At 76.5% G+C, this 14,722-nt stretch carries 11 protein-coding genes; 5 read left to right on the forward strand and 6 right to left on the reverse strand.

All coding sequences use genetic code 11. The features are described 5' to 3' along the window. Positions 1-97: 97 nt before the first annotated feature. On the reverse strand, positions 98-1,231 hold the full coding sequence (locus tag IAG43_RS01515; RefSeq protein WP_187738937.1) for a beta-propeller fold lactonase family protein: 1,134 nt from the start codon (positions 1,229-1,231) through the stop codon (positions 98-100). Then, positions 1,228-1,824 (reverse strand): ankyrin repeat domain-containing protein, encoded by a 597-nt coding sequence (locus IAG43_RS01520; protein WP_187738938.1) that lies wholly within the window; start codon positions 1,822-1,824, stop codon positions 1,228-1,230. Before IAG43_RS01520 ends, IAG43_RS01515 begins: the two co-directional genes overlap by 4 nt. Positions 1,825-2,128: 304 nt before the next feature. Between IAG43_RS01520 and IAG43_RS01525 the strand changes: the two genes are divergently transcribed. Then, on the forward strand, positions 2,129-3,283 hold the full coding sequence (locus IAG43_RS01525) for a winged helix DNA-binding domain-containing protein (protein ID WP_187738939.1): 1,155 nt from the start codon (positions 2,129-2,131) through the stop codon (positions 3,281-3,283). A 243-nt stretch (positions 3,284-3,526) separates the two neighbouring features. Here IAG43_RS01525 and IAG43_RS01530 read toward each other — a convergent pair whose 3' ends face one another. Next, entirely contained in the window at positions 3,527-4,645 is a 1,119-nt protein-coding gene (locus tag IAG43_RS01530; protein ID WP_187738940.1) for a PP2C family protein-serine/threonine phosphatase, read from the reverse strand. A gap of 259 nt (positions 4,646-4,904) precedes the next feature. On the opposite strand from IAG43_RS01530, the gene IAG43_RS01535 reads away from it, so the two are divergent. Then, complete coding sequence (locus tag IAG43_RS01535; RefSeq protein ID WP_187738941.1) at positions 4,905-7,601, forward strand: SpoIIE family protein phosphatase; 2,697 nt, start codon at positions 4,905-4,907, stop codon at positions 7,599-7,601. A gap of 69 nt (positions 7,602-7,670) precedes the next feature. Here the strand turns inward: IAG43_RS01535 and IAG43_RS01540 are convergent, their stop codons facing one another. Next, positions 7,671-8,333 (reverse strand): TetR/AcrR family transcriptional regulator, encoded by a 663-nt coding sequence (locus tag IAG43_RS01540; RefSeq protein WP_187738942.1) that lies wholly within the window; start codon positions 8,331-8,333, stop codon positions 7,671-7,673. A gap of 131 nt (positions 8,334-8,464) precedes the next feature. Here IAG43_RS01540 and IAG43_RS01545 point away from each other — a divergent pair, with 131 nt between their 5' ends. The 3 genes from IAG43_RS01545 to IAG43_RS01555 all read left to right on the forward strand — a co-directional run bounded on the left by IAG43_RS01545 (position 8,465) and on the right by IAG43_RS01555 (position 12,835). Continuing rightward, positions 8,465-9,343 carry a metal-dependent hydrolase gene (locus IAG43_RS01545; protein ID WP_187738943.1) on the forward strand — a complete coding sequence of 293 codons (879 nt, stop codon included), beginning with the start codon at positions 8,465-8,467 and terminating at the stop codon, positions 9,341-9,343. Between the two features lie 395 nt (positions 9,344-9,738). Further along, the gene (locus IAG43_RS01550; RefSeq protein WP_246574028.1) at positions 9,739-10,839 is read left to right on the forward strand and encodes a PDR/VanB family oxidoreductase; all 1,101 of its coding nucleotides are present in this window, start codon (positions 9,739-9,741) and stop codon (positions 10,837-10,839) included. 226 nt (positions 10,840-11,065) lie between these two features. Then, positions 11,066-12,835, forward strand: a complete 1,770-nt coding sequence (locus IAG43_RS01555) for an SDR family oxidoreductase (protein ID WP_187738944.1) — start codon at positions 11,066-11,068, stop codon at positions 12,833-12,835. Between the two features lie 753 nt (positions 12,836-13,588). Here IAG43_RS01555 and IAG43_RS01560 read toward each other — a convergent pair. Beyond that, a complete protein-coding gene (locus IAG43_RS01560) occupies positions 13,589-14,410 on the reverse strand; it encodes an FkbM family methyltransferase (protein ID WP_187738945.1) in 822 nt (273 codons plus the stop codon). Then, complete coding sequence (locus IAG43_RS01565; RefSeq protein WP_187738946.1) at positions 14,407-14,613, reverse strand: Trm112 family protein; 207 nt, start codon at positions 14,611-14,613, stop codon at positions 14,407-14,409. Before IAG43_RS01565 ends, IAG43_RS01560 begins: the two co-directional genes overlap by 4 nt. Between the last annotated feature and the right edge of the window lie 109 nt (positions 14,614-14,722).

A 14,722-nucleotide genomic window follows, 5' to 3' on the forward strand; every position in this document is an offset into this window, starting at 1 on the left:
GACGTTCCGGAACCTCCCGGCCCCTGCGGCGGCCGTCGCCGCACAGGCCCCTGCGGCGACCGGCGCGGCACAGGCCCCTGACGGCGGCCGGCGCGGCTCAGAGCACCGCCACCCCCAGCGGGCGGCTGCCTGCGTCGAGCCGCCGGGTGTCGCCGGACGGGAGATCGACCACGGTGATCCCGTCCCAGTAGCCGTCACGGGTGAACCCGCCCGTGACGTAGGCGGTACGGCCGTCCGGGGAGACGGCCACGTCCTCGTGGGGTCCGTCCAGCGGGATGACCCGCTCCCGGCCGTCCGGGGCGCGGACGGTGAGCGAGGGGCCCTCGTCGGTCGACGGGTCGATGGGGCCGGTGCCGACCACCAGCAGCGTGCCGTCGGCGGTGATCGCCGCCCCGTGCTGATGGGTGTCGGCGGTCATCGCTTCGATGCGCGACGTCCCGGTGGCGGGGTCGAGGACGACCAGCCGCTCCCCCTCGAACGGCAGCAGCAGCCGGCCGTCCGACGGCCGTACCACCGCGTAGTGCGGCTTGAGCCACGATCCCAGGCCGCCCTCGGTGCCGTAGGGCGCGACCTCGATCCGCCGGGTGGCGAGGGTGCCGGTGGAGACCACGGTGACGTCGAACGAGTCGTGGTCGGTCGCGTAGACCTCGCGGCCGTCCCGGGAGACGTCCACGTCGAAGGGGCGGCGGCCGACGGCGGCGGTGCCGGTCACCTCGAGCGAGGCGGTGTCCACCACCTCCACGGCGCCGTTCCCGCCCGGCCGGTTGACGCCCACGTACGCGTGGCGGCCGTCCGGCGCGAGGGCGATGCCCATGCCGCCGCCCCGGTACTCGCCGTGCCCGGGAGGCCCGATGCCGTCCGTCTCGTACGGGACGAGGGCGATCCGGCTCCGGGTGGCGGTGTCCACCACCGCGACGCCCTCGGCGGTGGCCACCCAGGCCCGCCCGTCGTCGCCGACGGCGAGGCCGTACGGCGCGGTGCCGACCTCCACCGAGTCGAAGGCGCCGCGGGCGGGGTCGACGAAGGTGACCGTGTCCGCGCCGAAGTCGGCGACCAGGACGGTGCCGGAGGGGGTCCGCCCGGACGGGGCGGAGGCGGACGGGGTGGCGGCGGACGGGCTTGCGGCCTGCGCGGACGCGGACGGGCGCGGGGCGGAACCGGGCTCCCCTCCCGCGGCGCACCCGGTCGCCAGCACCAGTGCCGCCGCGGCGGCGCTCGCGGCCCGCCTCACCGCACGGCCCCGAGGAGTCCGGCGATCCCGGCGAAGCCGCGCCGCTCGGCGTGGGCCAGCGCGGTCACACCGTCCCGGTCGGCGAGTTCCGGGTCGGCCCCGGCGGTGACCAGCAGCTCGACGACCTCCTCGTGGTCGCGACCGCCGTCGCCGAGGATCACCGCCTCCAGGAGGGCGGTCCAGCCGAGCTGGTTGACGTGGTCGACGTCGATGTCGCTCTCCCGGAGCACGGCGCGGACGTACTCGGTGTGCCCGCGCTCGGCCGCCGGGATGAGGGCGGTCCCGCCGAACCGGTTCGTCACCTTCGGATCGGGTCCCGCGGGCAGCAGCAGCCTCATCATCGCGACGCTGCCGGTGACGCCGGTGACCAGCCACGGGCTGTCCAGCCGGTCGTCCTGGGCGTCGGGGTCGGCACCGGCGGCGACCAGCACCCGCGCGGCCTCCGTGTGGTCGGCGAGAGCGGCGAGCAGCAGCGGCGTGCGGCGGTGTCCGTCGCGGGCGTCGACGGCGGCCCCGTCGTCGAGTGCGGCGCGCACGGCGCCGGCGTCGCCGCGGGCGGCGGCCTCCAGCAGGGCGCGGTCGGGCGCGTTCATGGCGGTGCTCCTCGTGCTCGCTTCGGTGTCCGGCCCCGGGCCGGGACCGCGGGGCGGGACCGGCAGCGGGCGCTTCGGGGGTGCGCCCGCCGCCGGACCGGTCGGGGCCGGGGCGGGCCGGCCCGTGTGTCCCATCCTGGACTCCGGCACCGGACCGGCCCGTCGGCACAGCGGGTCGGCGGCCAGGCCCGGTCGGTGGACGGCCGTGTCGTCCGATCGGCTGATGCGCGGTGGCCCGTGCTGTGCCGGGGCGGGAGACGGACCGGGCCCGGGGCGGGAGACGGACCGGGCGAGAATGACGGCCATGGCCCTCAGCGCGCGTGCCCTCAACCGCTCGACACTCGCCCGGCAGTCGCTGCTGGAGCGGCAGCCGCTGGACGTGGTGGACGCCGTGCGGCGGATCGTCGCACTCCAGGCGCAGCAGCACGCGTCGCCGTATCTCGCCCTGTGGAACCGTGTCGACGGCTTCGACCCCGCGGCCCTCGACACGGCGCTCGCGGAACGCCGGCTGGTGAAGTCGACGCTCATGCGCGTCACGCTGCACATGGTGGCCGCCACGGACTTCGGGGTGTTCCGGGAGGCCATGGAGCCGACGCTGCGCGCGGCCCGGCTCGGCGACGCCCGGTTCCGCGCGTCGGGCATCACCCCCGACGAGGCGCAGGCCCTCGTGGCCGCCCTCCTGGAGTACGCCGACCCGCCCCGGGCGGACGCCGAGGCGCGGGCCTGGGCCGGTGAGCGGCTGGGGGTGCCGCTGGACCCGGCGGCCTGGCGCATGCTGCGGCAGTACGCCCCCTGGTGGCACGCGCCGACGGCGGACACCTGGTCGTACGGCCCGCGGCACACCTGGGCCGGCCCCGGCGGACCCCCGCGGCTCACCGACCCGGCGGCGCACGACGCCGGGCTGCGCACCCTGCTGCTGCGGTACCTGGCGGGCTTCGGACCCGCGTCGGTGGCCGACATGGCCCGCTTCACGATGACCGGCCGCACCCGGGTCAGGGCCGCGGTGCGGGCGCTCGGTCCGGAGCTGGAGGAGGTGGCGGGCCCGGAGGGGGTGGCGCTGCTCGACGTCCCCGGAGCGCCGCGGCCGGAGGGGGAGACACCCGCGCCGCCGCGGCTGATGGCGATGTGGGACAGCGTCCTGCTGGCCTACGACGACCGCGGGCGGATGATCCCGCCGGAGTACCGGGGGCAGGTGATCCGGGTGAACGGAGACGTGCTGCCCACTCTGCTGGTGGACGGTCGGGTGGCGGGCGTCTGGCGGGCCGTGGAGGGCGGGATCGAGGCCACCGCGTTCCACCGGCTCCCGGAGCCGGTGTGGGAGGGCCTGGCGGCGGAGGCCGCGTCGCTGACGGCCCTGCTGGCGGGCCGGGACCCGCTGGTCTACCGCCGCTACGACCACTGGTGGGCGCGGGGTCTCCCGGCGGCGCAGATCCGCCTGCTGGGGGGCGGGGAGGGCTGAGGCGCGGGAGCGGGGCGGCTCTTCCGCCGCCGGACCGGGGGCGGGAGCGGCCGGAAGCGGCGGGCGTCCGCGACCGTCCGGAGGCCGGGCCGACCGCTCGGGGACGTCGCGGTGGTCCGGCCGTCGGCGGCGCGGAGGGTCGCGGGGCGGGGATCGGGCATCGGGCGCGGGTCGTCGCTCCGTAGGGCATGCCGGACCGGGAACAGCACGGGTGAACGCGGGCCGTCGGCCACCGCGTCACGGTCACAACGGCACGGAGTGACCCGCCCGGTGCCGGTCCCCGCCCGGCACCGGGCAGCGGTTCACCACCATGACGGCGCTGTCGTCGTCGGGTGCAGGCCCCGACCACGCGCGCACCGCGCGCAGCAGCGCCGCGAGGACGGCGTCGGGGTCGCCCGGAGCACAGTCCGTGAGGGCGGTCAGCGGCACGAAGAACTCCCCGGCGTGGTTGCGTGCCTCGGTGATGCCGTCGGTGACGAGCACGAGGCAGGTGCCGTCGGGGAACGGGTGCTCGTCCACCGTCCGCCCGGCGGCCGCCAGGACGCCCATCCCCAGCGGGAGGGAGAACTCCCCGGGGTCGAGGGCCCGGATGCCGGCGGCGTCCACCGTGTAGGGCGACGGGTGGCCGCAGTTGAGCAGCCGGACCGTGCCGCCGCCGGGCGGGAACTCCGCGAGCAGGGCCGTGGTGAAGCCCTCCGTCTCCTCCAGGCCCCCGCGGCGCCGGCCCTCCCGCTGGAGGCAGCGCTCCAGCCGGTCGGCGACGCCCACCAGGTCCGGTTCCTCGTCGGCCGCCTCCCGGAAGACGGCCAGCAGGACGGCCACCGTGGACACGGCCCCGAGCCCCTTGCCCCGTACGTCGCCGATGAGGGCGCGCACACCGAAGGGGGAATCCTGGACGCCGTAGACGTCGCCGCCGATCCGTGCCCGTGCCTCGGCCGTGCGGTACACGGCGGCGATCCGGAAGCCCCCGACCTCCCGGGGCGGGACGGGGAGGAGGGCGAGCTGCGCGGCGCGGGCCACGGTCTCCGCGGCCTCGATGCGGTGGCCGTAGCGGTGGAGCAGGCGGTTGAGGTCGACCGCGAGCAGCCCGGCCAGCAGGACGAAGACGTTCTCGACGACCTCGTGGGCCTCGAAGAGCCCATGAGGCATCCCGGAGAGGACCTCGAACGCGACCGCGACGGCCGACACCGTCGCGGTCGTCCGCAGGGAGGCGGTGCTGCCGGCGAAGACGCAGGCGAGGGCGAGCAGCGGGGCGGCGCTGACGCGTTCCGGGGTGGCCAGTTCCAGCACCACCGCGGCGGCGAGCAGCATCCAGGGCACCACAAGGGTGTAGGCGGGCCATTTCCTGCCGATGCGGTCCATTCGCCTATCAGTACCGCACCTGTCGCCCCGCTTCCCCGCGCGCCGCGCACACCCCGCGCGGACCACGCCGCAGCCCGCCCGCCTGTGCGCGACCGGCGCACCGGGGCGGGGCCAGATGTTAGAAAGGGACCATGGTCGGGCTGTGCAGGCGGTCGCCGAACGCCGTCCCCGCCACCTCAGGTGGCGGGTCCGCCCGGCGCGGCCACGGCCCGGGCCCACGGCCGTGAGCGGGCGGGCGGCCCACCGGGAGCGGGCCCGGATGTCGTGGTGGCAGCGCACCCGGTCCGCGCTGGACGCGCGCAGCGTCGCCGGCCAGGTCCTGTTCCTCCAAGTCGTCGTCGCGGTGCTGCTGATCACCGCCGCGCTGGTGGTCCTCGTCATCCAGGCCCGTCAGGAGAGCGAGCGGGCCGCCCAGGAGCGTTCACTGGCCGCCGCGGCCGCCTTCGCCCACTCCCCCGGCCTCGCGGCGGGACTGCGGGCCGAGGATCCGTCGGCGGTGCTCCAGCCGCTGATGGCGGACGCGGGAGAGGAGGCCGGCGTCGACTTCATCACCGTCATGGCGACCGACGGGACCCGCCTGGCGGACTCCGATCCGACCCTGGTCGGCCAGGTGAACGAGGGGGTCGGGCGGGCCCTGACGGAAGGGGCGTTCACCGAGATCTTCGAGGGCGCCCCGTCGGACGCGGCACGGGCCGTCGCCCCGGTGACCGGGGCCGGCGGTGAGGTGATCGGCCTGGTCGGCGCCGGAGTGCAGATCGGGACGGTCGGCGACCAGGTCGACCGGCAGATGCCGGTGTTCCTGACCTCGGCCGCCGCGGCCCTCGCCCTGGCGACGGTCAGCGCGGCCCTCGTCAGCCGCCGGCTGCGCCGGCAGACGCACGGGATCGGGCCGAGCGAGATGACCCGCATGTACGAGCACCACGACGCGGTGCTGCACGCGGTCCGCGAGGGGGTGCTGATCGTCGGGGACGACGACCGCCTGGTGCTGGCGAACGACGAGGCCCGCCGCCTGCTGGAGATCACCCCGGACGCCGACGGACGCCCGGTGACCGAGCTGGGTCTGGACGACGGGATCGCCGCCCTGCTGCTGTCCGGCCGGGCGGTCACCGACGAGGTCCACCCCGCCGGGGGCCGGCTGATCGCGGTGAACACCCGGCCGACCGCCCCGTACGGCGGCAGTTCCGGGTGTGTCGCGACACTGCGGGACACGACGGAGCTGCGGTCGCTGGCGGGAACGGCCGAGGTGGCCAGGGAGCGGCTGAACATCCTGTACGAGGCGGGCGTGCGGATCGGGACCACGCTGGACGTGGTGCGCACCGCCGAGGAGCTGTCCGCGGTGGCGGTGCCGCGGTTCGCCGACTTCGTCACCGTCGAGCTGCCGGACGCCGTGCTCCACGGCGACGACCCCGCCGATCCGCCGACGGCGATGCGGCGCGCGGCGCTCAGCGGGGTGGATCCGGTCCATCCGTTCCAGCCGGTGGGCGACCCGGTGCTCTTCGTGGCCGACGCGACGCCGATGGCCCGGGCGATGGCCGGCGGGCACGCGGTGCTGGAGGCGGACCTGGGGCGGGCGGAGGCGTGGCGGGCGCAGGACCCGCAGGGCGCGGCGCAGGCGCTCGACTACGGGGTCCACTCGCTGGTCACGGTGCCGTTGCAGGCCAGCGGGGTGGTGCTCGGCATGGTCAGCTTCTGGCGGGCCCGGCGGCCGGAACCGTTCGCGGAGGAGGACCTGTCGTTCGCCGAGGAGCTCGCGGCGCGGGCGGCCGTCGCCATCGACAACGCGCGCCGCTTCACCCGCGAGCACACGATGGCGGAGACGCTCCAGCGCAGCCTGCTCCCGCACGTGCTGCCGAGCCAGCCGGCGCTCGACACCGCGTACCGGTACCTGCCCGCCCAGGCACGGGTGGGCGGCGACTGGTTCGACATCATCCCGCTGCCCGGTCTGCGGGTGGCGCTGGTCGTCGGCGACGTGGTCGGGCACGGCCTGCACGCGGCGGCGACGATGGGCCGGCTGCGGACCGGGGTGCACAACTTCTCCACCCTCGACCTGCCGCCGGACGAACTGCTGACCCGCCTCGACGACCTGGTGGGCCACCTGGACCGGGACGAGCGCCGGTCCGGCGAGGGCACCACCGGCGCGACCTGCCTGTACGCGGTCTACGACCCGGTCTCGGGCAGGTGCACCCTGGCGTCGGCCGGGCATCTGGCGCCTGCGCTGGTGCACGCCGACGGCACGGTCGACTTCGTCGACGTGCCCGTCTCGCCGCCCCTCGGCGTCGGCTCGCTGCCGGTGGAGTCGACGGAGCTGGTGCTCCCCGAGGGGAGTCGGCTGGTGCTGTACACGGACGGTCTGGTGGAGGACCGTGTGCGGGACATCGACGCGGGTCTGGAGCAGCTGCGCTCGGTGCTGGCGGCCCGTGCGCAGGGGACGCCGGAGGAGATCTGCGAGAGCGTGTTCGACGAGATGCTGCCCTCCCACCGGCGCGACGACATCGCGCTGCTGGTGGCGCGTACGCGGCGGCTCGACCCGTCGCTGGTGGCCTCCTGGGACGTCGCGCCGGAGCCGGCCGCGGTCGGCCCCGTCCGGGCGGCGTGCAGTGCGAAGCTGGCCGAATGGGGCCTGGAGGACATCGCGTTCACCACGGAACTGGTGCTCAGCGAACTGATCACGAACGCGGTCCGGTACGGCACCGGGCCGATCGCGGTCCGGCTGCTGCACGACCCGGGCCGCACCCTGGTGTGCGAGGTGTCGGACGGCAGCAGCACCTCGCCCCATCTGCGCCGCGCCACGGCGACCGACGAGGGCGGCCGGGGCCTGTTCCTGGTGGCGCAGCTCGCCTCGCGGTGGGGCACGCGGTACCTCCCGGCCGGCAAGGTGATCTGGGCGGAGCAGTCGCTCGCCGAGGGCGTCAGGCCGCCGGGCGAGGCGCTGTTCGAGGGCATCGGGAACTGGTGAGCCACGGGGCGGGGGATGCCCGGCCCGGTCCTGCGGATGCGGACCGGAGGCCCGGCGACGGGCCCGGGGTCAGCGCGCGGGGGGCTCGGCGGGGCGGACCGTGACGCGTTCGCTCAGCAGGAGCCACTGGTCCTCGTCGTCGAGGGCCGCCCGGATCAGCTGGTGGAAACTGCGCTCGCACAGCTCCTCCAGAGCCGCGCGGTCGGTGGTGGGCTCGTCCAGCCAGGCCAGCACCATCTCCTCCGTGCAGGCGAGCCACCCCGACACCGCGAGGGTGACGGCGGGGGTGGCGGGAGCGCCGGACGCGGCGAGCGCGGCGTGCAGCCAGCCGGCGAGCGTGGCGCGGGCCGAGCGGTGCAGGGTGCGGACGCCGGCCGCGGCGCCGAGCCGGGTGACGGCACGGTAGACCGCGGGGTACCGGGTGACGTGGTCGGTGAACGTCGCGATGCCGGCCCGCAGTTGCTCGGCCGGGCTGAGGGCGGGGTCCGGGCGCACATGGGCGAGCACCTCGTCGGCGGCGGCCTCCAGGACGGCCTGGCGGAACGTCCGCTGGGAGCCGAAGTAGTGGAAGAGCAGTCCGGGTGAGACGCCGGCCTCGCGGGCCACGGACTCGACGGACAGCTCGTCGAAGGGGCGGAACTCCAGGAGGCGCCGGGCGGCTTCGAGGATCTGCCTCCGGCGTTCGGCCGGAGGCATCCGGGAGGGGCGGGCGTCGGGGGTGCGTCGAGCCATGCGTCCGATCCTATTGACAGGATGTCGATAACTTCTACTGTTGAGTAATCCTCAACAGGGCGCGCCGGCAGGCGCGCTGCCCCCGGGCGCCCGCGCCCGGCCCCGCACCGTCGTGACGGAGGAACGCGTCCATGAGCAGCACGGAAGACCACGACGACCTGGTCCTGCGGGCCCGTGACGTCCACTTCGACTGGGGCGCGCTCCCGCTGCACTGGATTCCCGGCCGCCCCATGGCCACCCATGTGGTCAACGTGCTGCACCTGCTCCTCCCCGAGGGCGAGCGGTGGTTCGTGCGCACCTTCCGCGAGGCGGTGCCGATGATCACCGACGAGAAGCTGCGCGAGGAGGTGCTCGGCTTCATCGGCCAGGAGGCGATGCATGCCGAGGCCCACCAGGGCGTGCTGGACCACCTCCTGACGCAGGGTCTCGATCCGGAGCCGTACGTCCGCCAGGTGGAGTTCGTCTTCGGGCGCGTCCTCGGCGAACGGCCGGGGCTGCCCGCCGGACGGAGCCGCGAGCACGTCGTCGAGCGGGTGGCGATCATCGCGGCCGTCGAGCACTTCACGGCCTTCCTCGGCGACTGGGTGCTCAACGCCGACGGTCTGGACCGGGCCGGGGCCGATCCGGTGATGCTCGATCTGCTGCGCTGGCACGGGGCGGAGGAGGTCGAGCACCGCAGCGTCGCCTACGACCTGCTGCGGCACCTCGATCCCGGATACCGCAGGCGGGTCCGCACGCTGTTCATCGCCGGTCCGGTCCTGTTCCACCTCTGGATCCGTGGCGCCCGGTTCCTGATGGCCGCCGATCCCTCGCTGCCGCGCGGGGCGAAGCCCACCTGGCGCGGGTACGCCGACGGGGCGCGGCGCGGCGTGCTGCCGGGGCTCGGCAGGCTGGCCCGTTCGGCGTCGCGCTATCTGAGCCCGCGCTACCACCCCTCGCAGGAGGGGTCGACGCGGCAGGCGGTGGCGTACCTCGCCGCCTCCCCCGCCGCCCGCGCGGCCGCGCACTGACCCCACTCCCCGCCCACCTGCTTCCCCCGCGGGCCGGGACGCCCGCCGAGCGAGACGAGGACCAGCCCCCGATGAGCCGCCGACCTGCCGCCGCCGCACCCGGTCCGCCGGCGGACCGGGCCCCGGGCCCGGCACCCGCCGCGGCTCCGGCCGCACCGCCCGTGCCCGGCGGCGGAACCGAGCCCCAGGCACCGTCCCTGGCCCGGACTGCCACCGGACCAGGGGCCGAGCAGGCCTCCGAGCCCGCGAGCGCCGACGGACGGAGCCCCGAAGCGACCGCCGCACCCGCGAGCCCCGACGGACGGCGGGCCGAACCGGCCACCGCACCCACGAGCGCCGGAGGGAAAGCCCCCGGGGCCCCCGGGGCCGCCGGGGGAACGGCGGCCCGGGATGCCGTGCACGGGCAGCGGGCCGGGGCGGAGCCGGGGCTTCCGCCCGACCTGTACGGGCGGGACCGCGGCGACCGGCTGATGCGGTTCCTCGCGGCCTTCTCCGACCGGTATCTGCCCCTGGTCACCGGCACGGACCGGCTCGCCCGCCGGCGTCCCCCCGCTCGGCGCCCCGCCGCCCTCGCCCTCGTCGTCAGCGCCCGGGAGTGCCCTGCCGAGGATGTCGTCGCCCTGCGGCTCACGGCACCGGACGGTGCGCCGCTGCCCCGCTGGCAGCCCGGGGCGCACATCGACCTGCTGCTGCCCTCGGGCCGCACACGGCAGTACTCGCTGTGCGGCGACCCCGGCGACCGGTACGCGTACCGCATCGCCGTCCGCCGCACCGGCGGCCCCGGAGGGGGGTCCGACGAGGTGCACGACGCGCTGCCGGCCGGCACCCGGGTCGGCGTCAAGGGGCCCCGCAACGCCTTCCCGTTCGCCGCCGAGCCCGCGGTGCTCTTCCTCGCCGGCGGCATCGGCATCACCCCCGTCCTGCCCATGGCCCGCGAGGCGGCCCGGCGCGGCCTCGACTGGCGTCTGGTGCACACCGGGCGCTCCCGGGCCTCCATGCCGTTCGCCGGCGAACTGCGCGGACTGCCGGGCGCCGACGGCCGGGTGGAACTGCTCCCGGACGACGAGCACGGCACTCCCGCGGGGACCGCACTGCTGCGCCGCGCCGCCGGCCGCGCCGTCTACTGCTGCGGCCCCGGCCCGATGCTCGACGCCGTGCGCGCCGCCTTCGACGGCAGCGGGGCGAAGGCCCTGCACGCGGAACGCTTCACGGCCGCCCCCGTCCGGGACGGCAGAGCCTTCGAGGTCGCGCTCCGCGGCGGCGAGGTGCTCCCCGTGCCGGCGGACACCTCCGTCCTCGACGTCCTGCTGGCGCGCGATCCGGCGACGCCGTACTCCTGCCGGCAGGGCTTCTGCGGCGTCTGCACCGTGCGGGTCGCCGCAGGTCCGGTGGAGCACCGCGACGGGCGGCTCACCGAGCGCGAGAAGGCGGAGGGCCGGATGCGGGTGTGCGTCTCGCGCGCCGCCGAGGGCTCCCGGATCGAACTCGACCTGTAGCGCCGCGCACCACCGGGCGGCCCGGTCCGCGGCAGCCGTTCCCGACGGATCGTCACCGCCGCCTCCCTCCCCGACGACACGCGCCCCTTCCCCCGACAGAAGGCACCGAGATGAGCACCCACGCACCCGACCGCGGGACCAACCGCGGGACCGACCGCGGAACCGTTCGCGTCCCCTCCCTCCTCCGCTCCGGGCCGCAGGCCCGCCGCCGGCCGGCGGGCGCCCGATGACCGCGGCCGGCCCGGAGCCGCGCCGGCGCGAGGTGACCGGTTCCGGGGTACGCCTCGCGGTGTGGGAGCAGGGCGACCCCGGGCGGCCCACCGTCCTGCTGGTGCACGGCTATCCGGACACCCACCGGGTGTGGGACGACGTCGCCGCGGCCCTCGCCGGCGACCACCACGTGGTCCGCTACGACGTGCGCGGCGCCGGCGCGTCCCAGAAGCCCGGCCGGCGCCGCGACTACCGGCTGGACCTGCTGGCCGACGATCTGTTCGCGGTGGCGGACGCGGTCAGTCCGGACCGTCCGGTGCACGTGGTCGCCCATGACTGGGGCTCCATCCAGTCCTGGGAGGCGGTGACCCGGCCCGGCGCCGAGGAGCGCATCGCCGGCTACACCTCGATCTCCGGCCCCTGCCTCGACCATGTCGGCCACTGGATGCGGCGGCGCATGGCACGGCCGACGCCGCGTCACGTCGGCCAGCTGCTCGACCAGCTGGTCCACTCCTGGTACATCGGCGCCTTCCATCTGCCCGGGGTGGCGCCGGCCGCCTGGCGGCACGGGCTCGCCCGGCGCTGGGGCACGGTGCTGCGGGTCGCCGAGGGGGTCTCCCCGCGGCCCGGTCACCCGCAGACGACCCTGGCGGACGACGCCGTGCGGGGCATCGACCTGTACCGGGCCAACATGCTGCCCCGGCTGCTGCGTCCCCGCCGGCGGCCGACCGCCGTCCCCGTGCAGCTCATCGGCCTCAGCCGGGACCACTACGTCGGCGCCGCCCTCGCCGAGGACCTCGGGCAGTGGGTGCCGGACCTGCGCCGCCACACGCTCGACGCCACCCACTGGTCGGCGCTCCTGGAGAAGGGACCCGTCGTGGCCCGTCTGGTCGGCGACTTCGTCGCGCACCGCGAGGGCCGGCCGGTCCCGCAGACCTCCCGTGCCGCGCAGGAGCCCGGGCGCCAGGGGCGTTTCGCGGGCAAGCTGGCCGTCGTCACGGGTGCGGGCAGCGGCATCGGGCGGGCCACCGCACTCGCCTTCGCGGAGCAGGGCGCCGACCTCGCCCTGTGCGACCTCGACCTCGCGGCGGCCGAACGGACCGCTGCGCGGGCCGCCGAGCTGGGGGCGACCGCGCACGCCTGGCGGGTGGACGTCTCCGACGGCCCGGCGGTCGACGCCTTCGCCGCCGAGGTCGCGGCCCGGCAGGGGGTGCCGGACATCGTGGTGAACAACGCCGGCATCGGGCACTCCGGCACCTTCCTCCAGACCACGGAGAAGGAGTGGCAGCGGGTCCTCGACGTCAACCTCTGGGGCGTCATCCACGGCTGCCGCGCGTTCGGCGCCCTGATGACGGAGCGCGGAGAGGGCGGCCACATCGTCAACCTCGCCTCGGCGGCGGCCTATCTCCCCTCCAAGGTGCTCGCCGCGTACGCGACCAGCAAGGCCGCGGTGCTGATGCTCTCGGACTGCCTGCGGGCCGAGATGGCCGCGCACCGGATCGGGGTGACCGCGATCTGCCCCGGCGTGGTGAACACCTCGATCACCCGGACGACCACGTTCTCCGGTCTGGACGAGGCCCAGCAGGCGGCCCGGCAGAAGCGGGTGTCGAAGATGTACGCACGGCGCAACTACCCGCCGGAGAAGGTCGCCCGGCAGATCCTCCGGGCCGTCGCCGAGCGGCGCGCGGTCGTGCCGGTGACGTTCGAGGCGCGGGCGGCACGGGTGGCCGGACGGATCGCGCCCGGTCTGCTGCGGGCAGCGGCCCGGCTCGACCTCGGCCGCTGAAGCGGCCCGCCGGGCAGGCACCGGCGCCCGGCCCCCGGCGGCCTGAGGCCGCCGGGCCGGCCGGTGCGAGGCAGCGCCGGAAGCCCTGGGCGAGCGGCCGGATTCCGCAGGCGGCGCAGAAGGTGTGGACGGTGTGGACGTACGCGTCGTCGGCGGCGAGCAGCTGCGCCTTGCAGCAGCCGGCCGCCTCGCCCGGGCGCACCGCCTCCTCCGGCAACCGCCTGCCCGCGCCCGAGCGCCGGCAGGCGGCCGAGACCACCGCGTTCTCCACGAGGAGGACGGGCCGCCCGCCCCGGGTGAGGTGCGGCAGCACCGTGCGGTCCGCGGTGCCGACGACCGCGCCGCCGGCCTCGGCGGGCAGGACGGTGCGCCCGCGCCGGGCGCCGATGTCCGCCCGCACGGCGGCCGCCGTGTCCTGGGGCAGCGGCACGTCGTCCGGGTTCGGTTCCGCGGGGAGCGCAGGCAGCGCGGGCAGGTCGTCCCCGGTGGCGTGCCTCACGGTGATCGTCCTGTGCCGGAGCCCGAGGGCTGTCCCGCAGTCCCCGGCGGGCGCACGACACAGCCACGGCACCTCGCCGCGTTGTCGAATCGCCCGCGTACACCCGGTATCAGGACGACTCTCCGCCTTACGATGCGCCCCCTGCACCCTGTGGGCCCGGGGAGGCCCCAGGCATCCGACGCCGCACGCCGATCCGCCGGGGAGCGCGTGCCCCGATCCGGACGCGAACCCCGGGGCCCGGGCCGCCGGCCGGGTCAGCCGCCCCGCGTGCCCTGCGGCTGCCGCGGCTCGCGGTCCGCCGGGAGGAAGAGGACGGAGTTGACGTACCGTTCCCGCGGCGGTGCGCCACGGTCGCCGGGTCGGCCTCCGCCCGGGGACAGGGCGCGGCGCAGCATGGTCCGGTGCACCAGGTGCTCGGTGCGCTCCTGGTGGGCCGTCAGGTCGAAGTCCGCCAGCGCGGTCCAGGAGCGGCCCGGCAGCACCCAGCCCCGGTAGCCGAGCCCGGTGAGCAGGTCCACCACGGGCGCCACCGGCTGGATGCGCGCCTCCAGTTCGATCAGCAGGGCCGGGCGCTGCCGGGTGAGCACGCCGTGCGCGCCGCGCAGTGCGGGGAGTTCGCCGCCGTCCACGTCCATCTTGACGAACACCGCGTCGGCGATGCCCAGTCCGTCGACGGTGAGCGCGGGCACCTCGACGCTGTGGTCGTGGACGCCGCTGCGGGTCAGCGACGAAAGGCCCCGGTCACCCTGGTCGCCCTCGGGCAGCCAGAGCCGGGCGGTGCCCTCGCGGTCGCAGGCGGCGCCGTGCACGACCCGGACGTTGCCGGGCAGCGCGCCGCGCAGATGGCGTGCCAGGTGGGCCACGGGCTCGACGGCGACGACACGGTCGCAGCGGGCCGCGAGCCGCCGTGCCCAGGGGCCGTACCAGCTGCCGACGTCGACGGCCGTGCCGTGGGCCGGGCAGTAGTCGGCGAGCCGGGCGAGTTCGGGCTCCAGGCGGGGGTAGAGCGCGCGGGCCGCCGCGCCGACCCAGCGGGCCGGGAGCCGGGAGGCGACCGCCGCCGCGAGCGTGGTCACTCCCCCGCCGTCCCGTCACCGGGGACCGTGCCGTCCGCCGTCCGGACGCCGGAGGACGGGAGCAGCTGAGGGATGCCGTCCACCACCGGATATCTCAGCTGGAGGCGGGGGTTGAGGAGCACGTCCTGGCCGGGCAGGAGCGTCAGCGGCCCCTTGTCCAGGGGACAGGCGAGGATCTTCAGCAGCGGGTCGTCGGGCTTCATGGAACGACTCCAATCGGAACGGGCGCCGGGGGTGCTGGGGCGGCGCGGGGCGCGGTCGGGGACGGGATGGAAGGGGAGGCGCGGGGAGGGCAGGTGCGGCGGACCGGGC

It is taken from the genome of Streptomyces genisteinicus (assembly GCF_014489615.1).
Classification (GTDB): domain Bacteria; phylum Actinomycetota; class Actinomycetes; order Streptomycetales; family Streptomycetaceae; genus Streptomyces; species Streptomyces genisteinicus.